At 59.3% G+C, this 22,422-nt stretch carries 25 protein-coding genes; 15 read left to right on the top strand and 10 right to left on the bottom strand.

The features are described 5' to 3' along the window. Positions 1–294 precede the first annotated feature (294 nt). Positions 295–2,979 (top strand): DNA mismatch repair protein MutS, encoded by a 2,685-nt coding sequence (gene mutS / locus EGD98_RS17120; protein ID WP_220589616.1) that lies wholly within the window; start codon positions 295–297, stop codon positions 2,977–2,979. A 56-nt stretch (positions 2,980–3,035) separates the two neighbouring features. Beyond that, positions 3,036–3,296: a HalOD1 output domain-containing protein gene (locus tag EGD98_RS17115; RefSeq protein ID WP_220589615.1), complete on the top strand. Its 261-nt coding sequence runs from the start codon at positions 3,036–3,038 to the stop codon at positions 3,294–3,296. Here the strand turns inward: EGD98_RS17115 and nucS are convergent. Then, entirely contained in the window at positions 3,293–4,021 is a 729-nt protein-coding gene (gene nucS / locus EGD98_RS17110) for an endonuclease NucS (RefSeq protein ID WP_220589614.1), read from the bottom strand. The two genes, EGD98_RS17115 and nucS, sit on opposite strands and share 4 nt — an antisense overlap. Positions 4,022–4,030: 9 nt before the next feature. Continuing rightward, positions 4,031–4,465: a hypothetical protein gene (locus tag EGD98_RS17105; protein WP_220589613.1), complete on the bottom strand. Its 435-nt coding sequence runs from the start codon at positions 4,463–4,465 to the stop codon at positions 4,031–4,033. Between the two features lie 193 nt (positions 4,466–4,658). Here EGD98_RS17105 and EGD98_RS17100 point away from each other — a divergent pair, with 193 nt between their 5' ends. Then, entirely contained in the window at positions 4,659–4,949 is a 291-nt protein-coding gene (locus tag EGD98_RS17100; RefSeq protein WP_220589612.1) for a DUF7577 domain-containing protein, read from the top strand. Positions 4,950–5,229: 280 nt separating this feature from the next. Beyond that, entirely contained in the window at positions 5,230–6,579 is a 1,350-nt protein-coding gene (locus EGD98_RS17095) for a cellulase family glycosylhydrolase (RefSeq protein WP_220589611.1), read from the top strand. Between the two features lie 3 nt (positions 6,580–6,582). Here the strand turns inward: EGD98_RS17095 and EGD98_RS17090 are convergent, their stop codons facing one another. Genes EGD98_RS17090 through EGD98_RS17080 form a run of 3 tightly spaced genes read right to left on the bottom strand, consistent with a single transcriptional unit; the run spans position 6,583 to position 10,959 of the window. After that, positions 6,583–7,053 (bottom strand): GtrA family protein, encoded by a 471-nt coding sequence (locus EGD98_RS17090; protein ID WP_220589610.1) that lies wholly within the window; start codon positions 7,051–7,053, stop codon positions 6,583–6,585. Beyond that, positions 7,050–7,817: a glycosyltransferase gene (locus tag EGD98_RS17085; RefSeq protein WP_220589609.1), complete on the bottom strand. Its 768-nt coding sequence runs from the start codon at positions 7,815–7,817 to the stop codon at positions 7,050–7,052. The genes EGD98_RS17090 and EGD98_RS17085 overlap by 4 nt, the downstream gene beginning before the upstream one ends. Beyond that, complete coding sequence (locus EGD98_RS17080) at positions 7,810–10,959, bottom strand: glycosyltransferase (RefSeq protein WP_220589608.1); 3,150 nt, start codon at positions 10,957–10,959, stop codon at positions 7,810–7,812. Before EGD98_RS17080 ends, EGD98_RS17085 begins: the two co-directional genes overlap by 8 nt. A gap of 514 nt (positions 10,960–11,473) precedes the next feature. Here EGD98_RS17080 and EGD98_RS17075 point away from each other — a divergent pair. Continuing rightward, complete coding sequence (locus tag EGD98_RS17075; RefSeq protein WP_220589607.1) at positions 11,474–11,611, top strand: hypothetical protein; 138 nt, start codon at positions 11,474–11,476, stop codon at positions 11,609–11,611. 34 nt (positions 11,612–11,645) lie between these two features. Here EGD98_RS17075 and EGD98_RS17070 read toward each other — a convergent pair whose 3' ends face one another. Together EGD98_RS17070 and EGD98_RS17065 are read right to left on the bottom strand one after the other, a co-directional pair. After that, positions 11,646–12,431, bottom strand: a complete 786-nt coding sequence (locus EGD98_RS17070; RefSeq protein ID WP_220589606.1) for an HpcH/HpaI aldolase family protein — start codon at positions 12,429–12,431, stop codon at positions 11,646–11,648. Next, positions 12,428–13,402 carry a hydroxyacid dehydrogenase gene (locus tag EGD98_RS17065; protein WP_220589605.1) on the bottom strand — a complete coding sequence of 325 codons (975 nt, stop codon included), beginning with the start codon at positions 13,400–13,402 and terminating at the stop codon, positions 12,428–12,430. The genes EGD98_RS17070 and EGD98_RS17065 overlap by 4 nt, the downstream gene beginning before the upstream one ends. Before the next feature lie 246 nt (positions 13,403–13,648). On the opposite strand from EGD98_RS17065, the gene EGD98_RS17060 reads away from it, so the two are divergent. From EGD98_RS17060 to EGD98_RS17040, 5 genes are all read left to right on the top strand, one after another. Continuing rightward, positions 13,649–13,969 (top strand): helix-turn-helix domain-containing protein, encoded by a 321-nt coding sequence (locus tag EGD98_RS17060; protein WP_220589604.1) that lies wholly within the window; start codon positions 13,649–13,651, stop codon positions 13,967–13,969. 11 nt (positions 13,970–13,980) lie between these two features. Next, entirely contained in the window at positions 13,981–14,262 is a 282-nt protein-coding gene (locus EGD98_RS17055) for a winged helix-turn-helix domain-containing protein (RefSeq protein WP_220589603.1), read from the top strand. A gap of 78 nt (positions 14,263–14,340) precedes the next feature. Next, on the top strand, positions 14,341–14,601 hold the full coding sequence (locus EGD98_RS17050) for a glutathione S-transferase N-terminal domain-containing protein (protein WP_220589602.1): 261 nt from the start codon (positions 14,341–14,343) through the stop codon (positions 14,599–14,601). A gap of 128 nt (positions 14,602–14,729) precedes the next feature. Further along, entirely contained in the window at positions 14,730–15,026 is a 297-nt protein-coding gene (locus tag EGD98_RS17045) for a type II toxin-antitoxin system HicB family antitoxin (protein WP_220589601.1), read from the top strand. Positions 15,027–15,243: 217 nt separating this feature from the next. Continuing rightward, positions 15,244–15,516, top strand: coding sequence for a winged helix-turn-helix domain-containing protein (locus EGD98_RS17040; protein ID WP_220589600.1), 273 nt, complete (start codon positions 15,244–15,246; stop codon positions 15,514–15,516). Between the two features lie 8 nt (positions 15,517–15,524). On the opposite strand, the gene EGD98_RS17035 is transcribed toward EGD98_RS17040, so the two are convergent. Continuing rightward, on the bottom strand, positions 15,525–17,237 hold the full coding sequence (locus tag EGD98_RS17035; RefSeq protein ID WP_220589599.1) for an SIR2 family protein: 1,713 nt from the start codon (positions 17,235–17,237) through the stop codon (positions 15,525–15,527). A gap of 468 nt (positions 17,238–17,705) precedes the next feature. Between EGD98_RS17035 and EGD98_RS17030 the strand changes: the two genes are divergently transcribed. The 3 genes from EGD98_RS17030 to EGD98_RS17020 are packed head-to-tail and all read left to right on the top strand — an operon-like array spanning position 17,706 to position 20,327. Next, the gene (locus EGD98_RS17030; RefSeq protein ID WP_220589598.1) at positions 17,706–18,140 is read left to right on the top strand and encodes a hypothetical protein; all 435 of its coding nucleotides are present in this window, start codon (positions 17,706–17,708) and stop codon (positions 18,138–18,140) included. Beyond that, positions 18,130–19,860 (top strand): hypothetical protein, encoded by a 1,731-nt coding sequence (locus EGD98_RS17025; protein ID WP_220589597.1) that lies wholly within the window; start codon positions 18,130–18,132, stop codon positions 19,858–19,860. The genes EGD98_RS17030 and EGD98_RS17025 overlap by 11 nt, the downstream gene beginning before the upstream one ends. Continuing rightward, positions 19,857–20,327 carry a hypothetical protein gene (locus EGD98_RS17020; RefSeq protein ID WP_220589596.1) on the top strand — a complete coding sequence of 157 codons (471 nt, stop codon included), beginning with the start codon at positions 19,857–19,859 and terminating at the stop codon, positions 20,325–20,327. Before EGD98_RS17025 ends, EGD98_RS17020 begins: the two co-directional genes overlap by 4 nt. A gap of 2 nt (positions 20,328–20,329) precedes the next feature. On the opposite strand, the gene EGD98_RS17015 is transcribed toward EGD98_RS17020, so the two are convergent. After that, positions 20,330–20,605 carry a hypothetical protein gene (locus EGD98_RS17015; RefSeq protein WP_236039587.1) on the bottom strand — a complete coding sequence of 92 codons (276 nt, stop codon included), beginning with the start codon at positions 20,603–20,605 and terminating at the stop codon, positions 20,330–20,332. Between the two features lie 344 nt (positions 20,606–20,949). Here EGD98_RS17015 and EGD98_RS17010 point away from each other — a divergent pair, with 344 nt between their 5' ends. Beyond that, positions 20,950–21,738: a hypothetical protein gene (locus tag EGD98_RS17010; RefSeq protein ID WP_220589595.1), complete on the top strand. Its 789-nt coding sequence runs from the start codon at positions 20,950–20,952 to the stop codon at positions 21,736–21,738. An 86-nt stretch (positions 21,739–21,824) separates the two neighbouring features. On the opposite strand, the gene EGD98_RS21070 is transcribed toward EGD98_RS17010, so the two are convergent. Further along, positions 21,825–21,956 (bottom strand): DUF8053 family protein, encoded by a 132-nt coding sequence (locus EGD98_RS21070; protein WP_268899791.1) that lies wholly within the window; start codon positions 21,954–21,956, stop codon positions 21,825–21,827. A gap of 122 nt (positions 21,957–22,078) precedes the next feature. On the opposite strand from EGD98_RS21070, the gene EGD98_RS17005 reads away from it, so the two are divergent. After that, a complete protein-coding gene (locus EGD98_RS17005; protein WP_220589660.1) occupies positions 22,079–22,339 on the top strand; it encodes a DUF8023 family protein in 261 nt (86 codons plus the stop codon). Positions 22,340–22,422 lie beyond the last annotated feature (83 nt).

Raw genomic sequence — 22,422 nt, 5'->3', positions numbered from 1 at the left:
GGTCGCCGACCTCCTGCTCGTAAGTGTGGTTCCGGCGGTGTTGCTGGCGGTGGGGACGCTGCCGCCGTCGCTTTGAGCTGGGCGTCGTGGTGGCGGGGCTCTTCCTGGGGCTGCCACTGGCGACTCCGTCGTCAGTGGGCGGGTGCTGAATCTCTACGTCCACCTGCTGGGCTACGCGCTCGGATTTATCGCCTCGTACATCCTCGTCGTTCTGGATTCGAGCGCGTCCGATAGGAGCCGCTGAAATGACGCCCGACCGTGGGGTATTTTGCCGGCGACCCCGCCAGGTCGGATATGGACGCGGCCCTCGGGCCACCGGCGAAGATGGCCGAGCTGGACGACGAGCTGACGCCGATGATGGCCCAGTACTTCGAGCTGTGCGAACAGTACGACGAGGCACTGGTCCTCTTTCAGGTTGGGGACTTCTACGAGGCGTTTTGCGAGGCCGCAGAGCGGGTCGCCCGGCTGTGTGAGATAACGCTCACCCAGCGCAGCGATTCCACGGGCGAGTACGCGATGGCGGGCATCCCCATCGACAACGCCGAGAGCTACATCGAGACGCTGCTGGACGCGGGCTATCGGGTCGCCATCGCCGACCAGGTCGAGGACCCCGACGAGGTCAGCGGCGTCGTCGAGCGGGCCGTCACGCGGGTCGTCACGCCGGGGACGCTGACCGAGGCGGAGCTGCTCGACGGGGCCGACAGCAACTACGTCGCGGCGCTTGCCCGGGGCGAGGCGTACGGCCTCGCCCTCGTCGATATCTCGACCGGCGCGTGTTACGCGACCAGCGTGGACTCGACGACGGCCGTCGCCGACGAGCTGCGCCGCTTCGGACCCGCCGAAGCCATCGTCGGGCCCGACGTCGATGTGGACGAGGCCGTCTTTGGCGGGGCCTGTCTGGTCACCGAGTACGACGCCGACGCCTTCGACGTCGACCGGGCCGAGGCGCGCATCGAGCGGTACTTCGGGCCGCCCGAGCGGCTGCTGGCGGGCGAGAGCGAGGTGCGGGCCACGGGCGCCCTGCTTTCCTACGCCGAGTACACCCGGGGAAAGTCGGGGGCCGTCGGCCCGGACGGGGAGCCGGTCGACCCCGACGTCGACCCGGAGGGGACCCTGGACTATCTGAACCACCTCACCCGCTACGACCCCCGGGAGTACATGCTGCTCGACGCCGTCGCCGTCGAGAGCCTGGAGCTGTTCGACCGGCGCTCGGTGCGTGGCCACGGGAACCTGACGCTCGTGGACACGCTCGACGAGACGGCGTCTGCGTTGGGGCGGCGCAAGCTCACGGACTGGCTGCGTCGCCCGCTGCTAGACACAGACCGCATCGAGGCGCGCCACGAGGCCGTCGGCGAGTTGAAGTGCAGCCCCGGGACCCGCGAGCGGCTCCACGAGCTGCTCTCGCAGGTGTACGACATCGAGCGGCTCATCTCGCGGGTGTCTCGCGGCCGGGCCAACGCCCGTGACCTGCGCTCGCTGGCGGCGACGCTGTCGGTGGTGCCCGGCATCCGCGAGGCCCTCGCCGACGCGGACGCACGGCTACTGGCGGACCTGCACGCCACGCTGGACCCGCTCACGGAGACCCGCGAGGAGATAGAGGCCGCTATCCGGCCGGACCCGCCCCAGCAGGTCACCGAGGGCGGCGTGATTCGTTCGGGGTACGACGACGAGCTGGACGAGCTGCGCTCGACGGAGCGGTCGGGCAAGGCGTGGATCGACGACCTCGAAGCGAGCGAACGCGAGCGCACCGGCATCGAATCGCTGAAGGTCGGCCACACCGCGGTGCATGGCTACTACATCGAGGTGACAAACGCCAACCTCGATGCGGTGCCCGAGGACTACCAGCGCCGACAGACGCTCAAGAACAGCGAGCGCTACTACACGCCCGAACTGAAGAGCCGCGAAGAGGAGATTCTCCGGGCCGAGGCGGCGGCCGACGACCTGGAGTACGAGCTGTTCTGTCGGGTCCGGGACGCCGTCGCCGCCGAGGCCGAACGCGTCCAGGCGCTGGCCGAGAAGCTCGCTCGACTGGACGCTCTCGTGGCTTTCGGCGAGGTCGCCGCGACGCGGGGGTACTGCCGGCCCACCGTCGGCGCCGACGGCATCGACATCGAGGCCGGGCGCCACCCCGTCGTCGAGCGAACCGAGGAGTCGTTTGTCCCGAACGATACCGACCTTCACAGCTCCGAGCACGGCGACGCCCCCCACTTCGTCGTCCTCACCGGCCCGAACATGAGCGGGAAGTCCACCTACATGCGCCAGGTCGCACTCTGCTCGGTCCTCGCCCAGACCGGCTCGTTCGTCCCGGCGTCGTCGGCTGCCCTGCCGATACTCGACCGGGTGTTCACGCGTGTCGGCGCCAGCGACGACATCGCCGGCGGTCGCTCCACCTTCATGATAGAGATGACGGAGCTTGCGACCATCCTGACGGAGGCGACCGCCGACTCGCTGGTCCTGCTGGACGAGGTCGGTCGTGGCACCTCGACGGCCGACGGGCTGGCCATCGCCCGCGCAGTGACGGAGTACCTTCACGACGAGGTGGGGGCCTACACCCTCTTTGCGACCCACCACCACGACCTCACGGCGGCGGCCGACGACCTGTCGGGGGTGGCCAACCGCCACTTCGAGACCTCCCGGGAAGACGGCTCGGTCGTCTTCGACCACGAACTGGCCGACGGGCCGGCCGCCGCGTCCTACGGCGTCGAGGTGGCGGCGATGGCCGGGGTGCCCGAGCCCGTCGTCGAGGCCGCCCGGGAGCGTCTGGCGGCAGACGGCGAGGCCCCGGCAGCCGAGGCAAGCGGCCGAGGTGGGAGCGGGAATGACGGCGCCGTCTCCGACCGGCCGACCGGCGAGGGGCTGCCAGCGGGTCGAGCGGCCGACGACGACATCGAGTCCCTGCTTCGGGAGGTCGACGTGGCGACGATGACGCCACTGGACGCGCTCAACACGCTGGCCGACCTCGCTGACCGGGTCGAGTAGGACTTACTAACAAGTAAGGTACCAGGCCTTTTTGTTTGAATAAATATACTAATTACATGAACTGTTCTGGTGGGAGAACAGATGGACCCCCGCTCGTCCGGCAGCAGACGGGCACCAGTTCGCTGGCAATGGCCATCCTCCGCGCCGTCGCGACCGCCGAGAACATAGACCCCCAGTCGCTCGGCCCCCTCGGCGACGTGGTCGACCCCGAAGCCCTCGAGCGATTCCTCGACGACCCTGACAGCGCAGCACACGTGACCTTCAGTTACGCCGGCCACCGCGTCGTGGTGACGGACGAAGCGGTCGAAGTGTACTAGGTCGGTTCGAGCGAGACGAACTCCAGCCCCTTCTTCGCGAGCAGCTGGCGCGCCCGGTCGGTCACCGACGGGGCGACCAGGATGCCCCGAACCGCCGTCCCCGCGTGGAGATCCCGTTCCAGGGCGTCGACGTACCGGTCGAGCTGGCCGACCGCGTCCGGTCCGACGCGGCGCCGTTTCAGCTCGACGACGACAGTTCGACCGCTTTCGTCCTCGCCGTAGATGTCGACGGCGCCGGCGGGGGTCGCCCGCTCGGTCGCCAGCGGCGTGAAGCCGGGCTCGACGAGGTCTGGGTCCTCGAGGATGCGCTCTTTGAGGTCGGCTTCGGTCCCGGTGACAGCCAACTCTTCAGGGTCGCTCACGTCGAAGGCGGCGGCGTGGGCCACCGTCTCGAAGGATATCTCGAGTGTCTCGTCCGGGTTGGACCGCTCCGAGCAAAGTTCGAGGGCGCCGTCGGCGGCACTGACCGAGTGGGCCGAGCCCGGCGGCTGCCAGTTGACCGGCTGCTGGCCCTCGTCGGTGTGGACCAGCGCCGCCCCGTCCGGTTTCAGCGTCACGTGGCGGTCGCCCGGCCCGAGCGAACTCGCCGCGCGGCCGTCGTACTCGACCGTACAGCGACCGAACAGGGTCACCATCGCGCCCCGGTCGATGGCGCGGTCGACGAGGTCACGGACGGTGTCGGTCTCCGGATACGAGAGTGTCTCGACGGCGCTGTCGGCGGTCACGGCTGGCGATTAACGGTCGTCGCCTAAAAAGGACGCGTCGTCGCCCCGGTAGAGTGTGTCGGCTCGACGGGCCAGCCCGAGCAAGAGCCCCGCCCTGGCCGCGTCGGGGGCGAGGCCGTCGGCCACCGCGTCGACGGCGTGGCTCTTGGCCTCAGTCCAGCGCGCGACCAAGCCGTCGGGGTCGTCTGTCCGTGCCAGCACGATGTCGTCGGGCTCGGCGAGCGTCGGGTCGAGCCAGCAGACACAGTACCAGCGGGGAGTCCCGTCGGCGACGAGCAGCCGCTCGTAGCTGGCGTCGAGTTCGTCGAGGACGGCCCCGGCCGACCACTCGCGGCCCAGTGGCCGGGACTGGGCGAGCGGGTCGGCCGTCACACCCCAGTGGGCGTATCGACAGTTGAAGCCGCCTCCGGGTCGCGGAACGACCACGAGCGTGCGCTGTCCCATGGCGAGGTGGTGGCCCCGGCACCCTATTTGAACGCTCGGCAGGCTGGCGACATACAGCGTCTGGTCGTGACAGCTGGCGAACGGTCACAGGCCGCTGTGTCGGGCCGTCGACGGGCGGACGCGACCAGCTAGGCGCACCCATCCGTGTGAACTATGCACAACCCTCAAGTGTCGCCTCACCGTAGTGTCAGCTATGCTCGGGAGTGAATGGCTGTACGGTGCCATCGCCCTACTGGTGGGCGTGCACATCCTGACGATGCTGTACGCCTATCGCCGCCAGGGCGAACCAGCGAACGGAGCCGCACAGTCCGACCCCGGGGCGACGCCGCCGGCCACCAGTGACGAGCAGGCGATGGGTGTGGTCACCTGTGCCAACTGCGGTGCGAGAAACCAAGAGGGCTACCAGTTCTGTCGTGAGTGTGTCGCGGACATGTCGAGTGGCACGCCGCAACGTCCCTCACGAGAGCGGCCCAACGCCCACTAATCGTGCGTCGAGGAACGCCTGCGAGGGGGGTTCCGATAGCGCCGATATCTGCTGGACCGCGACACAGACCGTCGACGAGCCCGTCTGCCAGTGGCCGCTGTTTGGACCCACATCGCCCCGTGGTTATTAGATACTGAAATAGAGCATGAATTCGGAGTGTCGCTACAGAACGCAATATAAGCGGATTTAACACCACCTTTGCATGAATTATCCGGCAGTTATTATTACATTTGATAACTTGGGCTCGCAATTTATACCCGGTAACACGCTCCCCGCTGTTATGAAAGATACTCGGCGGAGTTTCCTCCGTGCCGTCACGGCGCTGGGCGGGTTGTCCGCAACGGGAACAGTTGTCGGTGCCACGGAGACAGTCGATGCGTGGGAGTCCGACAGGGCGTACCGCGACGGTGACCAGGTGAGTCACGAGGGGTACGTCTGGCGAGCGTACTGGTACACGAAGGGTGACGAGCCAGCCGACACCGTCGCAGTGTGGGGTCGAGTCGGCCAGGAGTCGGGGACCGACGGGTATCCCGCGTGGACGGCAGACGGCGTCTACAGGGGGGGCGTCCGCGTCACTCACGAGGGCGACGACTGGGAGGCAAACTGGTGGACCGAGGGGGACGAACCCGCGGCGGAGAGTGACCTCTGGACACGAATCGGGTCGAGCGACTCGAGTGACGACGAGGAGAGCGACAGTATCGACGGCCAGACGCCGGTCGACCGCCACGGCCAGTTACAGGTCGACGGGACTGCACTCTGTGACGCAGCCGGTGACCCCGTCCAGTTACGCGGAATGAGCACACACGGAATCCAGTGGTACGGCTGGGACGAGTTCCTCACACCGGACGCGCTCGACGCGCTGGCGGACGGCTGGACGGCCGACCTCTGTCGGGTCGCGATGTACATCCAGGAGGGCGGGTACGAGACCGACCCAGAGGGCTTTACCGACGAAGTGAACCAGATAGTCGAGGCAGTCACCGACCGGGGGATGTACGCCATCATCGACTTCCACATCCACGACCCCGGCGACCCGCTGGAAAACCTCGACCACGCCGAGCGGTTCTTCGACGAGATGGCCGCCGAACACGCCGACAAGGACAACATTATTTTCGAGATCTGTAACGAACCGAACGACGTCGACTGGGCCTCGGTAAAGGAGTACGCCGAAACCATCATCCCGATTATCCGCGGCCACGATTCGGAGAGCCCGATCGTCGTCGGAACCCGGGGCTGGTCCTCGCTTGGCCTCGCCGACATCGGCGCCGACGGCCCCCAGGAGATAATCGACAACCCGGTCGAGGGTGACAATCTCCTGTATGCCTTCCACTTCTACGCAGCCACCCACGGCGAGTGGGAGCGAAACCAGCTCGCCGACGCCGCCCAGGAGCTCCCCATCTTCGTCACCGAATGTGGCAGCATGGAGGCCAGCGGCGACGGGGCCAGTGACTTCGACAGCACGCAGGCGTTCATGGATATCCTCTCGGACAACGACATCAGCTGGGCGTTCTGGAGCTACTCCGACGACTGGCGCACGTCCGGCATCTGGCAGGAGGGGACCACGGACGACTGGACGACCGACAGCCTCACCGAGACCGGCGAGTGGGTCCGCCAGCAAATACGTGGCCAGTAACCGCTACCCGTCGCGGTGGACCTGCCAGGTGAAGATGCTCTCGAAGGCGTAGTTGACGCCCATAGCGACCGCGATGGCGAGGAGACTGGCCGCGAGGAACCAGAGGTCGATTCCGGCGACGGCAAAGGACACGTCGACCCACCGCGTCAGGCCGGCGAAGGCGAGGAGCTGGATAGTCACGCCGCCCGAGCGGACGAGGTGTGACTTCCCGAGACGTTTCAGGAACGCACCGCGTCCCGACTTCCCCCGGTTGGCGAACGTCCAGTGCTCGTTGACGAGGAACATGACCAGAATCGCCGTCTCGATACCGGCGGCTTTGGCCCACAGCTGCGGGAGTCCAACGACGAGCGTGGCCGTCGTGAGGACGACGGTGTCGCTGACGGCACCGACGACACCGACCGAGAGGAACTGGCCGAATCGGACCCCCGAGAGGAGCGGTTCGAGCCGGTCTGGGACGGTATCAGTGAGACTCACTGTTGTTTGATAAGCGGCGTCTCTTGATTGTCCCGGACGGCGCCAGTGCTGTTGAACCGGTCGTCCCGGAGCGCTTTCGAGCGCTTCCGCGCTGCTAGCAGGGCGCGAAAGAGGTCGAGCGAATCCTGGACCGGCGAGACGGTCGAGCCGGGCTGGTCCTCCCACTCGATGGGGACTTCCTCGATGCACAGGTCCATCGCACCGGCGATAGCGACGAGTTCGACGTCCCACGCGAACCCCGGTTCACACAGGTGTCCTCGAATATCGTGCCAGCTCTCCGCGTCGACGGCCTTCGCGCCACACTGGTAGTCGTGGAGCCGGGCCGAGAGGAGCGTGCCGGCGAGCCAGCTGAACGTGTCGCCCAGCAGTTGCCGGAGCAGCGTCTGCTGGTCCGATATTTCCGACTCCGGATGGCGTCGCGAGCCGACAGCCAGTTCCGCGTCGCGACGCAGGACCGGGTCGAGGACGTCCTCGAACGAGTCGACCGGCGTCGCGCCGTCGGCATCGGCAAAGGCGAGTACGTCAGTCTCCAGTCGCTCGAACCCTGTCGTTATCGCCGCTCCCTTGCCGCGACGGCGCTGGACAGACTCGACGCGGGCCACGGTGTCGGCGAGCGCTGCCACTGTCTCCTCACGCGGCGAGTCGAGTTCGACCAGTATCGACGCCGGCCCGAGTTCTTCATCGATGCGTTCGAGGTAGCCACGGAGCTGGGCCACGTCCGGCCGGTAGGCGGGGACGACGACGCCGACGGACGGGTCAGTCATCGTTCCCCTCCGTGGTGGCGTTGGCGGTGCCACCGTCCGCGGTGGTGGCGCCCGTCTTCCGGTACTCGATGAGACGGATAGCCGTGTTCCCGACGGTGTCGTTTCGCTCCACCGTGTGGCTGTCCGACAGCGCGCGGTCGGTCACCCCCAGGTTCTCCCCGCGGATGTTGACGACCCACACCTGCTCGTGGGTGGTGTTCGTCAGCCCGTCGGGGGGCCCCCTGCCGGGCTGGACCGCGGCACTGTCCGCCGTCGACAGTGCGTCGTCGCTGAGATAGAACTCCGCTGCGTCCTTCGTGTAGGCTGGATTGTAGACGATGAGCGAGTCCTCCTCGAGGTCGCCTTCGATGAGTTCGGCGGTCTGGTCCCAGTCCTCGGACGGCGAGGCGGCGTGATAGCTCGGAACCATCGCAAGAAACAGCCCGAGGACAACGAACAGCACGACCGTCTGGCCGGGTCGGTAGTCGATATCGGCGATAGTCTTCCCGACGAGCAACGCCACTGCGACGAACCCGAATATCATGTACCGCACCTCGAACAGCGGAATCACCAGATTGGAGACGACGTAGGGAGCGCCGACGAGCCCAGCGAGCAGTGCGACCGACAGGGCGCTCCCGGAGACCGGGAGTCCCCGACCCCGTTCCGCGTAGAGACGCCAGAGAAAGACCATAAAGAAGATACTCGCGGCCAGCACGCCGACCTGGAACGACACCGACCCGACGGCGTACTTGGGGTAGTTGGTCGGCACGCCCGAGTACGCAAGCAGGACCTGTCGGAGTTTCGCCAGGCCCGGTTCCGAGAGCCAGCGGGTCTCCTGGCCCTCGCCCAGGAGGTAGCTCGGGGCGGCGACGAACGCGAACCACGGGGCGAACAGACAGCCGGCGATACCCTGGGTCACAGTCCATTGTTTCACCTGCGCGAAATCCCAGTCGTTGGCGAACCGTACCCCGAGATACAACAGCTGTCCGAGCACCACGAACGAGCCGTAGACGTGCGTCAGGAGCATCCCGACCGTCATGGCCACGTACCCCAGCCGGTTCACGACGCTGTGGTCGTCGAACTCGCGGACGAAGAAGTACGTCGACAGCGTGCCGAAGAACACCAGCATGGTGTACATCCGGGCGGTCTGTGCGTACTGTATCTGGAACGACGAGACGGTCATCAGTAGCGCCGCGAACAGTCCGGCGTGGCGGTCGTACAGCCGCTGGCCCAGCAGATAGACGGCACCGATAGAGGCGATACCGAACAGGAGCGAGAGCGCCCGGACGGCGACCTCTGACTGGCCGAAGACCGTCATCCACCCTTTCAGCGTCAGATAGTACAGCGGTGGGTGCGGGTCCGACGTCGTCGTGATGAGGTTGCCCACGCTCATCGACCCCCGGTGTGACACGGAGTATATCTCGTCGATCCAGAGGCTCCGGTTCAGGTTTGGGGCCCGGAGAGCGACCGCGACCAACAGCACCGGGAACAACAGCCAGTGGTTCTGTACGGCGCGCTTGACCGAGTGGCCGAACGACGTATCCTCGGCCATAGCCGACGTCGAACTCCCCCCGGCCCCGGTCGGCGTCGAGGTTCCCCCGGTCGCGGTTGGCGTCGAGGTTCCCCCGGCCGTGGTCGCCGTCGAGGTCCCTCCGGCCGCGGCTGGCGTCGAGGTCCCCCCGCCCGCGACCGTATTCGAAGCGGCCTCAGCCGCTGGGTTGGCAGCGTCCGAAGCTGCGTCTGTCGGGTCCTGTAGCAGTTCGAACCGCCCGTGATTCTCGTGGACAGTCTTCTCCCAGCCCAGGTCACCGAGGAGAATCTGCTTGGACGCACGGATATCTGCCGCCCACTGGAACACCCAGTAGAACGGGACGGTGAGAACGACGATGCTTAGCCCGAGTAGCTTCTTGACACCCGTCTCCGTCGAGACGAACCAGTACCCCAGTCCGAACGAACAGAGCCCGGCGAAGAAGAACACGGACGTGAACAGCAACATACCGGCGACGATAGGGTTCTGCGGGGTGAAGCCGATTAGGGACCCGATACCGATGAGCAAAAAGATTCCGAGCACGTTCAACGGCCCGACGTGCGGGAGGAACGACTGCCACAGCAGATGGGCGCGTTCCTTCGAGGACCCGGCAGGGTTCCTGAAGAAGTCGAGGAACGTGTACAGTTTTCCTTTCTGCCACCGGGTGCGCTGTTTGAGCCAGTTCCCCAGCTCCTGTGGGGACTCCTCCCGAGTCGTGGAGTCGACCAGTCCGAAGTTCTCGTCGGTGAGCCACAGCGCGAGCCCGACCTCGAAGTCCTCGGTGACGTTCTCCGGGTCCCACGGCGTGACCCCGGAGAGGCCGTGTTCGGACAGCCACGCTTCGTCTTCCTGGCTCCACGGGCTCCCCTTGCGCTCTCTGCGCTGCTCGGAGACGCCCTTGAGGGTCTCGCGGCCGAAGAAACACGTCGTCCCGCTGAGCGGTATCGGGAATCCCAGGCGCTTGAACGCCGGGACGATGAACCGGTACCAGTAGCCGTATTCGGCACGGAACAGCAGGTTCTTCCAGCCGTCGTCCTCGTTTGCCATGTCGACGGTGCCCTGTACGTAATCTCGACCCTCGGCGACGAACGCGGAGGCGACGCGTTCGAAGAGGTCGGGCGCGACAACGTTCTCCGCGTCGATGACGCCGACGATATCCGCGTCGGTCTGCTCGTACCCGTAGTTGAGTGCCCGCGGTTTGTTCGGGGAGCCGGGGTACTCGTCGGGGACCAGCAGGAGGTCCAGGTCGACCTCTTCCTGGAGTGATTCGACACGGGCGATAGTCTCCTCGTCGTCCGGTTCGAGCAGGACGGTGAGGTTGATTTTCTCCTGTATATAGTCGGTATCACGGATCGACCGTATCGCCTGATGAATCACCTCGTGTTCCTGATAGGCCGGAATGAACACGTCGATCTCCGGATACGCGTCCTCGTGAATTATCTCGACCCGGTCGGTGCCCAGAAACGCGGCGTCGTCGGTCGATGTCCCGGTCAGCAGGTGTGCGGCGATCGACCGGACGACGGGATAGTAGTTGTAGAGATTAGTGAACGTCCAGACGACAGCCAGGAACACCGCGAGTCCGGAGAGAACCATGGTCGGGTCGGCCGACTCGGCGAGAGCGGCTATCGGGTCCATGGAATCAAACACCCTGGCCCCGACCCACGCCCTCAGTCGAATTCAACGGCCACTCGACAGCCGACATCCACGAGACGTGGCGGTGCGTTGTGACTCCAGAAGTGACTGGCGGCTTCCACTCACGGCGTCTGTAGTTTGCTTGTAACGGCCGATACAATCGCGGACCGCATTCCGAGCGGTCGTGACCCCCGATTTCGCACATCAATCTGTAAAATATAGTGAAAGCTTATGAAATTTTTCGCCGCCTATTTATGTAATTAACTACCTACTTGTATAATTTGAGATATTACTATTCATCGGTCTCGACCGGCGTCAGGAGCGCTCGAAAACCACCCGACAGCCGTCCAGTCGCCACCGCTATCGCCGAGGACCAGTACACTGTGAGGGGCCTCGTCACGACCCGGATGTCGGATTCCTCTTCAGCACGCAAGACGCGCTAACCGCCCGACTGAAAGCATTTACTCGATTCCGTGTCAGAGAGATTTTATGTACGCCCAGTCGGTATACACAGGTGATGCCTCGAATCGAAGTCTCCGAGAACCTGTACCGACAGCTCGAAGATGAAGCAAACGGTGAGCGTCTCGACGACACCCTCTGGAAGATGGTCGGTACCTACCGCCGCAAGCACAATCCCGAATCAGACCGTCGATAGTAGCCCAGCGCGATTTTTGCTGTAACGGAGCGTGTCAGTCCCGTAGCTCGTCGAGTCGCGCCCCCAGCACCTCACGTATCGACGCCGTGTCGCCGCCGATGCGGACGATTCGGTAGCCGGCGTCGACCGCGTCCCGGGCCTCCGGGACGCCGTTGCGGATTCGCCCGACCGGCACCCCGGCGTCGAGACACGCTTCGAGCGTGCGGTCGATAGCCGCCGAGACAGCCTCGGTGTTCTTTTCGAGCGGGTCACCGCCCGACAGCGACATCGAGAGGTCCGCCGGCCCGACGAAGGCAAAGCCCAGCTGGGGCACCGAGAGAATCTCCTCGATGTTGTCGACGGCGCGCTGGTTCTCTATCATCGTCCCGACCAGCACCTCGCTGTCCTCGCCGCCGACGTAGCTGTCGACGTAGCCCGCCCACTCGCCCGACCGACCCACGCCGACCCCGCGGTCGCCAACCGCACCGTCGTACGCGAAGTGGGCCGCCCTGACACCGGCCCGGAGCTCCGCGGCGGTCTCGATGCGGGGCAGCAGGATGGTCCGGACACCGGCATCCAGCACCTTCCTGATGAGCGCCGGCTCGGGTTTGGGCAGCCGGACCAGCAGTTCGATATCGGCCGCCTCTGCAGCCCGTGTCAGCTCTTCTAGGGCGGTGCTGTCGTAGGGGCTGGGCCCGCCGTGTTCGAAGTCTAGCCAGACGTAGTCCAGGCCGACCGCGCCAAGCGTCTCGACAACCGTCGGCGAGAAGGTCTCTGCACTCGCGCCGAAGACCGTCTCACCGGCTTCGAGCGCCCGCCGCAACCCGTTCTCGGTCCTCATTCGTCGGCCTCCGACAGCGCGGCCGTGTTCCGCGTCGAGTCGGGTATCCCGCCCTCGTAGACGGTCCGGACGTTCGCCGCGGCCTGCCGGCTCATCCTGGCCAGCGCCTGCCGTGTCACGCCGCCGACGTGGGGCGTCAACAACACGTCGTCACGGCCATAGAGGGGATGGTCCTCGCCCGGCGGCTCGGACTCGAACGTGTCGAGTGCCGCCCCGCCGACGGTGCCGGCCTCGAGCGCGTCGACAAGCGCCGCCTCGTCGATGACCGCGCCGCGAGCGGTGTTGACGATGACGCCGTGTTCCCCGAGTGCCGACAGCTCCGCCGTCGAGATAGAGTGGTGTGTGTGGTCAGTCAGCGGGACGTGGATACTCACCGCGTCGGAGCGCTGGAACAGACCCTCGAACCGCTCGGCGCGCTGGACACTCTCCGGGAAGTACTCGTCGGGCTTGCGCGGATCGTAGGCGACGACGCGCATCCCCATGCCGGTGGCCAGCGCCGCCGTCTTCTGTGCGATGTTCCCGAAGCCGTACAGCCCGAGCGTGTCGTTGCTGAGCTCCCGCCCGGTAAAGGCCGCCCGTTCCCACTCACCGGACCTGACGTGTCTGTCGGCGGTGTGGAGGTTGCGGCGCAGGCCAAACAGCGAGGCGATGGCGTGTTCGGCGACGGACTGGGCGTTCGCGCCGGGCGTGTTACAGACGACGATATCGTGCTGAGCGGCCGCGTCCATGTCGACGTTGTCGAGGCCGGCGCCGTGTTTCGCGATGACTTTCAGCTTCTCCGCCCGCTCGATGACCTCGGCGGTGAGCGGTGCGACGCGGACGATGACGGCATCGTAGCGCGCGATGTCGGCCAGCGCGTCGTCGTAACTGTCGTACTCGTCCATCCCGGTACAGTCGGCGAAGTCCGCGATGGACTCCGGCCCCGACGGGTCGATTTCTTTCGGCAAAAGGACTTCCCACCTATCAGTCATGGACCCGTGTTGGCGGGACGCCGTGAAAAGTGTACAGTCTCCAGCGCCCCCCGTCTGACAGCCCTCCCGAGTGTGTCCGCTGGCGGTGTGCCACTCCCCCGTCCGGAACGCCCCCGGTATGGGCACCCCGCGTTGGTTACAACGTGGTGCTGTTGTAAGAATGCAACGGTTTTCTGTTTGTGGGATGCCGTGTGGTAAACGGCACATTACCAGCACAGACAACACCGTATTCCGTACCCGAGAGCAATGAGACAGTCCGGCTCGTGGATGACAATCTGGGACGACAGGATTCTGGAGGTCGTCCGCGAGGAGGGGAACGGCTCCCCGACGGAGCTCGCGAACCGCGAGGAGATACATATCTCGAAGTCGTCGGTCTCCCGACGGCTGACGAAGCTGGCCGACAACGGCCTCTTGCGCCCGCTCGCCAACGGCGTCTACGTCCTCTCAGAGGCGGGCGAGGCCTACCTCGAAGGTAAGTACGATGCCGAGCAAGGCCGGTATATCGGCGATGACGACGAGACGAAAACCGAGGGGGACGCGACCGAACGCCCCGGCGTGGACGGCTGACGGAGGTGGGGATGGCCCGCCGGCCCGCTGAGTGGATGACGCCGCTGGACGAGCGTATCCTGGAGTTGCTGGCGGCCGAAGGGTGGGCGACACCCCGGTCGATTGCTCGCCGAGTATCGCTCGGGGCGTCGGTCGGACGGGTTCGGGAGCGGTGTCGGCTCCTGAGCCAGACGGGACTCGTCGCGCCGCTGTCGCGGGCGTTGCTACACTACGAGATTACGGGGGCCGGACGCCGGTATCTGGCAGGTGAGCTCGACGCGAGCGAGCAGCCGGGGCCGTCGGTGAATCGGTGACCCGGGACCACTCGCCCGCGTTCGACAGCTCACCGGAGCGGACGTTTTTGTACACACGCCTTCTATTTTTCTGACACTATGCTGGAGCTGTATCAGTCCGAGGGCTGTCCCCACAGCGAGAAGGTTCGTGAAAAACTGTCGGAACTCGGCGTTTCGTACGTCAACCACAACCCGCGACTCCCCGGAGCGGACGGCGGCGACGTGACGAACGAACTCACACACAGTGTCCTCTCGACAGTCGGCGACGACCAGATTCCGTTCCTCGTCGACACCGAGCGTGGTGTCACGATGCACGAGAGTGACGACATCGTCGCGTATCTCGAACAACAGTACGCCTGACGGGCGAGCGTCGCGGTACAGAACACGGACAGCGGACGGCAGAACAGCCGTTTATATAGGCTACCGTGCACGCGGTGACCAGACTGCTGCCGAAGGTTTATTCGCCGTGTCGCTGCATATAACGGTGTATGGCGAGTTCCACGCGCGACAGCGAGCCCGACCACGAGGACGAGATTCGGATGTGGCGCGAGGGCGACGGGTGGGTCATCACCGACGTCGAGACCGGCGTCACCACGCAGGGCGAGACTCGCGAGGAGGCGCTGGAGATGCTCGACGAAGCCGTCGCACTGCATAAGGGTGAGATCGGGGAACCGATCGAAACACCCGAACAGGAGCGCGAAGCGCTCCGTGAACTGGGTATCGACCCGGACGAAGTCGAGGCTGCTCGTGAAGACAACGACGAACTTCCGGATTTCATGCGGTAGTAGACAGGGCCGAGACCGGGGTTTTGACCGGTAAATGTTTAGATTTGAGAGTTTCTTACTGATGGGGGGAACCTAAGCGCGAGTACGACGCCGAGAAAGAACGCTATATGAACGGTTGCGGTTCCTCCAACGACGAGAGCAGTGCTGCCGACGGCCCCGGAATCAATAGCTGACGACGTTGCCCCCCTGAATCATGTCACGCAACCCCGCTCAATGAATGGTCCCGCTGGGTGAACGGATACTCGAACTACTGCGTGCTGGAGGCTGGTCGACGCCGAAGTATATCGCCCGGAAGGTGTCGCTGTGGGCGTCTGTGGGCCGGGTTCGTGAGCGGTGTCATATGCTTACGCAGGCGCACCTCGTGGAGCCGCTTTCGCAGGAGTTCCAGAACTACGATATCACTGGAGCTGGCCAGCGGTACCTAGCAGGTGAGCTCGATGTGTCGAATCTTCAACGGCCGACGCCGAGCCGTGTTCTCTACAGCGATTAGATCAATAATTAGAATCGGGTTATCTCTTGTAGCTCCTCAAGAAGTGATTCTGCCCTATCTACGGAGCTATTGAACATCCCAGATTGTATTGGTCCCCAATTTTCCCCCTGAGCTTCCAGATCCGTCGCGAGTTCTTCAATAGCAGAGACAGGATATATTACAGGGAGATGATCAGGGCTAAATCGAGAGTCTTCAGACAAATCTAACAACGCTAAATCTGCGAGGATTTTAAATTGCGCAAAACACCTATCGTAACGTGTTTCATCTGGAATAAGGTCATCGAGCAATTCTGAAAGAACATCATTTATTCGCCGTCGAAGGTATTTATTACCACCTCTCCGACTAATTCTACTACCGACTCTCCATGGATTGAGATCTTCAGCTACTGGTCTTTCTATCCCGCGACCATTCTGAGTCTCTGTCTCAATTAGAAGTCTCTTTATCAGATCCCAATTTTTTGCGGCGACGCCTGCTGTCCCGATTCCGTACAACATGACTGTAGCGGGATATTGCCTCAAGTCATCCCAGAGGTCCTTTCGCCTCCCAGAAGGCGCGGTTGGGGAACCTAAGCGTCGGACTGTTTCAGATATATCATTAGTCGCAGGATTCGGTACTTCTGGTCCCCAGTATGCGCAGGTGGCTACCGCTACCATCAATGTACCTACCATATTTTCATAAGTACTCAGCCTTTGTTCGATGTTTCCCTCAGTTCCATCTATATTGAGCGGAAATCTCTCTTCATCAACGACTTGAGAGTAGACCCTCTCTCTTTCGTCTCTTATTAAATCCGAGAGGTCTATTTTTCTAGAATCACGAGTCATGTACCGTTTGACTCGCTCTCTGGCAACTTCTCTGGTTAACGGTGCTCCCGATTCTGCGCCTTCCAGAGCTTGTACCCTCTCCTTAAGGTCCGAAAAGAATTTACTGGCACCATCAATTTCCACCGGAACAGCACTGAGATGTTCTGTTAGACGTTCAGCCTGTTCTTCCAAACTACCATGATATGCCCAGTACGTAGAGTATCGTCGGCTTTCACATTCAAGTAACGCTTCGCGTAGTGCAGGGTCCCATTCAGCAGACCATCCACAAACTATGAGACCATAATCAGAAAACGCACGGTTCAGCCGACTTTCGATTTCTTCATCGTAGGATTGCAGCTCGGAATTGATGTTTTTGATATTCGTCTCCATATAATCGCCGTGGATTTTGAGGATTACAGCGTCCTGTTGAGCAAGTGGTTCCGCACCTGCAGCGGAGGTTGCATTCGTGATGACTACTGGATTGACCCCCCTTTCGCGCAGAGCTTGCTCAAGCAACTGATCGAAATTGGTTGTGATGATGATGTTGATATATCCTTCATCAACCAACCAGGCGATGCTTCTGTGCGCTTCGCTGGGTGTTTTGATACCCTCTTCACGCTCTTCTTCAGTCGGTTCGAAGTAGGGTTGAAGAATAGATTGCCGATCTTCTTTCGATGGACCGACTTGTTCCATCAACTCGTCATATGCTGGCTCTTGATCATACTTGTCCTCATACCATTGAAATGGGTCTGGGGTAGGTTCTTCACCCTCTGCTGTGGCCAGATCGCGGATCAAATCTTCGACAATGCCCCAGCCAGTGGGAACTCCTGCCTCCATAGAAACACCAGAACCTAATAAAAGCGCATAGACGCCTCGATTGTTCCTAAGAGAAAAGGTAAGGGTCATATCGTTATCAACCATGTCTTGCTACCCTCTTGAAGTAAATACGCATAATCTTTGATATAAGCAAGGAGAGGTAAACTTTCGCTTCTGTGGGTCGGGTTGATTACGGTATCAAATGCTGCGTAGACGCAGTTGGTGGAGCCGCTTTCGCAGGAATTCCAGAATTAAGATATAATTGGGACTGCTCGGCGGTATCTTGATGCGTAGTAACCAAGCAATATAGGTGAGCCAAGCAATCAGTGTCATCTCCATGTGGAAAGTGTTGAAACGTACTTAGAAAGATAGGACTACACTGTTTTGATATCTGGACATTAGTATTTGATAATCAGCCCGAATGTTTATTGTATTAGATGGACATATCCAATTTGGCGCACAACAAGAATACAGTCCCATCTAATTGTGGCTTCAATAAAATCTCTTAACCAAGACGAGATTGCAGGGTTAGGCAGTTTAACAGCCTACTCTGGACTCCTGATATACTTGTTTGTGATTGAGAGTAGTGCCAGCACATATTCTAGGATATTGATATTGTTTGCGCTGGCACCTGCAAGTATTTTGTCCGAGATGGCGAGGTTGTTTACAAACGATATAATCGAAGAGAGGTTCGAGCAACATGTTGCAATTGCTCGTATGAGGTTAGAATTGAACGAAGGAGGTGATTTTACTGATTGGTATTCCGGTGGTGGCGAAGAAATAATTGATAGATTAGATAAGAAGGCTCAAGAAGGAGTTACAACCGGAGCATCTTTCGCTCTTATTGGTCTTACAGCTCCATTCGCTCTTGGGTTTGAGTTTGGTATACTTGGTGTAGTTGGAGGATTGTTGGTAGCTACTGTATGTACCGGACTTGTGATCAAATCAATGAACAAATTAAAACGAGCGATAGAAAGGACGCCAAAGGAGATTAGTAATGAACATTAGCGGATTCAAGATTAGAAGGTTTGCCCAGGATATCTATACAAAAGAGCAAACCCCTCAGTTGCACGAACTGAATTCAGAATCTGTTCTCATTCATGGACCTAATCAAAGTGGAAAAAGTCTAACATTCAACGCCCTATTGTATGGTGTTCTTGGGCTTGATGAGTCGCTTGGCATTAGACCGGGAGGGGGTAACAAAATGTCCGTTACATTCACCGATGGCTCACGAATTACTCGTGCAGAGCCTAAGCGGAAATATGAATGGAATGGAGAGGTTTACACAAAAGATACCGCAGAAGAAAAGCTAAGAGGGCGTGTTGGCGAAACGCAAATACTCCGACATCACTTCTTACACTCCCATCTTGATCAATTACCGCTGACCACACTTAGTCGGAAGCAGCGATTAGATTTGATTCTAAGTGTAACGAATCGTAGTTCCAAACGCCGGGTCGAGGAACTTGAGTCATTAATCGAAGAAAAGAATACTCGATTAGTAGAGAAATCCGATAAACAGTCACGCTTAGAAAATCGGCATAATCGCCTGACAGTGACGATTTCCAAGTTAGAAAGGCAACAGGATGAATGGCAGGAACTAATTGAAATAGCTGAGAGTGGAAGACTAGACGAAATAAGAGACACGTTGGCTCGAGATCAGAGCTTAAAACAGGAAGTTGATCGCCTATATAAAAAGAGGAAAGGGCTTAACCGTAAGATATCTGAGAAGGAAGAAGAGATAGACGAGCTTCAACGGTTTGAGACTGAAATTGAAGATATAATCGTTGAAGCGATGAAGGAGTTTGTCTGTCCCGTATGCGAAGGACGTGTCAATTCGGAAACCGCCAAAGATCGGATACATTCAGACGATACATGCCCATTCTGCAATCAGGAGAATTCGATACAGGGTCTTAAAGAAAATCTCAGAAGTGAGAAGTTAGAGGCAGAAGGGCGACCAGAGAAACTAACTGAAGAAATAGACGAGCATGAGAATGAATTAGAAGAGGTCAATACGGAAATTAGAGAGATAGAGGAGAGGCAACCGGAACTTTCCAATCTAAACTCCAAAGCCGTAGATAGGCTGGAACAGGGAATGACAACCTCCGAAATTTTGGAGGAAGCACGTACAAACTTGTCTCAGGTCGAAACGGAGCTGAATGATTCTCAAGCCCGTTTGAGTGAAATTGAGGATGATCTATCCAAAACTGAAGAGCAACGAGAGCTGATAGACTCAGATATTGACGATTTTAAACGAGAGCTGAATGAAATACGGGCTGATAGTTATACAAGAGCTCTGAACGACTTCGAAAAAACATGGACTGAGCATTTCAACATGCTATCAGGGGAATTAGGAAGAGGAGTAGAAATCAACCCAGACAACGGTGCAATTGGATTACCTGGTGAAGATGAACGCCGGATTTACAATCGGCGAGGAGAGTTGAGCGATTCAGAAATACAGTTACTGAATATCTCTTTCGCACTTGCCTTGAATAGCCACGCGGATGCTACTGATATAATAGACTGGTCGGTCATAGTGATGGATGAGCCCTTCTCACATTTAGATGAAGATATAAAATTTCAGGCTTTAGAACACCTAAAGTCAGTAGACCAGCAAATAGTCATTACTTCATCAGATCAAGCTATGATAGAAGAATTCCCTAGCGAACGGATTCTTAAGCTAAAACGTGCAACAATAGATCAAACCAGTCTGGAGGAATGGGGAGCATGACTGACATCCCTGAGGAAGTACTCCCTAATGATGAGGCTGCTTTTCACTATCGTCTGTTGATGTTAGACGAATTCGATGGAGAAATAGATGGAGCAAAAAAGTATCATAAGTCACTGGTAGAGTTCCGCGAATCGGCAAACCTACGAGAAGATTGGCCCTTCAGACGAGTCTACTGGGGACCAATGGATCCGGGGTTTTCCAGCATCTTGGAGTCTTATGACGACCTTCAACTTGTGTATAAAGAGGATGATGGTAATATTCATATCTACAAAGAAACCGAGAAAGGCTCACGTGTAGCGAGAGGGCTGAAAGAGGGTCTACGTATTCTCAAAAAAGATCAGACTCAACAACGAGAGACAGAGCTACAATTGATAGCAAAAGTGAATAAAGATAGGCTAGGCTCCGAAATTGAAGAAGATGATATCATTCAGAAATTGAAAGAGAGTCCTTTAGGGTCCGAAGTTTGACTTCAGCTACTGGAGAAACCAATTAACGAACTCACGAAGGTCCACTCCCAATAAAGTACTCTGTTGTGCCTCACAGGGAGACTATCAGTATACAGTATCTCGGCTATCTCGTCCAGAGTTAAGCTTCCTTGCTCTACTGCTCTTTCCATCAGCTCCTCATACGTCCCAGTCGGATGGGCAGGATTCGCCCCGGCACACCGGCAGTAGTGGTTCACCGCTTTGTCTATCGCCTTGCTCTTCGTGTTCTCGCCGGTCGCATCGAGGAGTGCGTCGAGCATCCGTTCCCGATGGTCAGTCATTCGCAGGCGCATAGAATTGCACACGTACCCTGTGCATCTAGTTTTTTCGTCGAACTGGAACCGCGATATCGGGGTTATTTCGAGTGAAACCGCCCGCGCAGCAGAGATCGAGCCGAAGCCCACAGCCCACGCGGCCCGGTTCTGCACACACAGCTACTCGGTCGTGTGTGCAATTTCGGGGATTCGTTTCTGTCGAGCTACGGCCCATAGGAGTCTCGGCTCAGCTATCATAATTCATACGGGGATAGATACTTACAATTGGTTCTTCCGCTAGTTCTAAATGGGCCAAAGATTAAGGGAGGATATAAAAATGGAAATAGTAAATGGTTGAGAGTATTCTTATACCTATTTTGTCAGCAGTTTTAGGAGCATCAGCTGCGACATATTTCGCATCTTTGAGAGAGAAGCAAAAGCGTATTAGACAAAAAGTTGCATTGCCACTTTTAGACGAAATCAAAAGTTCCGCAAATAATGACTTTCCAGATTTGTCTGGAGATCCAATTTCGAAGGCAAATGAAATAGAAGAGGCGACGATGGATTTGCTAAAAGAGTCTACAAGAGAGGATATAGCCCGATATAAAAAGAACCTGTCAAATATCGCGGAGGCAGAAAACCGATTATCAAGTAGGGAGGAGATTTTTCTCCAAGTCAATCAGAATGATATTTTGAAAATGGAAGATGGAGAACTCCAGATACTCTCTTCTATATATTCTCGATTTGATTCGCAAGAGTATACTCCTGAGGCATATAGGTACGAATACAAGTCCTTCAGAAAGTGGGCGTGCGAGAATAAAGAAGATTTTCAGGATGTTGAGGACGAATATGCCGAAAAGGATTACCAAACCTCTTCTGGAAATGAAGAGGTTCACATGCACCTCTCAGGAAAGACTTTTGTTGATGCTTGGAAAGAAAAGGGAGTTAGCAACTGGAGTTCGGCTTTGAGCAGATTGATTTTCCAGGGAGAGATACTGGATTATGTGGACGATATTGACGAGTATCAGGAGTTACGAAAAGAAACCAGTCAAATAGCTAGTGATATTGAGACCGATTTGAGAGCTTTGAATAAAAAACCCTATTGGGAGCATAGAATCATGAGCAAATTGCGCTGGTGAGTATAGTACACCTATATTCTCAGTGCAATCGTATATCATGGACTGACTAGCTCTAATCAGCAATTGCCTTCTTCGTCGTCGCCAATTTACTGAACTTTCGCCCAGTGGTTCCCGGCGAGCTCGCCATCGTCGTCAACAACTTCGCGCTCGCGCAGGTCATCAATCGGAATCGAGACGGTCACACAGCCACCGGCCGGAGAGATTTTGCGCATCTCCATACAATCCGCCCTGCAGTCCATCTACTAGACCTTTCGGGTGGTTCCAGAGACTCCCGGGATCGGTACTTGCTTGCCAGCAGACTGCACGCGCCGGATATGGCCGCTACGGCGGCCACTCCACAATGTTTGGAAAGATCGACATCGAGGACGCACTGGCTGGCATCGTCTTCACTGCCATTGCATTCGTAACCAACGGTATCGTACAAATCAGTATGCTCGGCTACGACCTCGGCAGCACCGTCTTCACTCTGGCCGGGACCGAGCAAGCGCAAAGCATTCAGGGGGTCCACATCCGCCTCTCTCGTGAGTTTGCTCGCGACACAGAAGGACTCGCCGGGAGTGAGCAAACGCGCAGCGTTTGCGAACTACGGCGAGTCCACTGACCGAGTTCGAGCGCAGCGAAGAACGAGGGAAGTGGACTCGCCGGGATTTGAACCCGGGGCCTCTACCGCCTCAGCAGGGCCTT

This window comes from Haloarcula salinisoli (assembly GCF_019599405.1).
GTDB classification, from domain to species: Archaea; Halobacteriota; Halobacteria; order Halobacteriales; family Haloarculaceae; genus Haloarcula; species Haloarcula salinisoli.
Note: the sequence above shows the minus strand (reverse complement) of the source record. Positions and strands in the feature narration are given on the sequence as shown.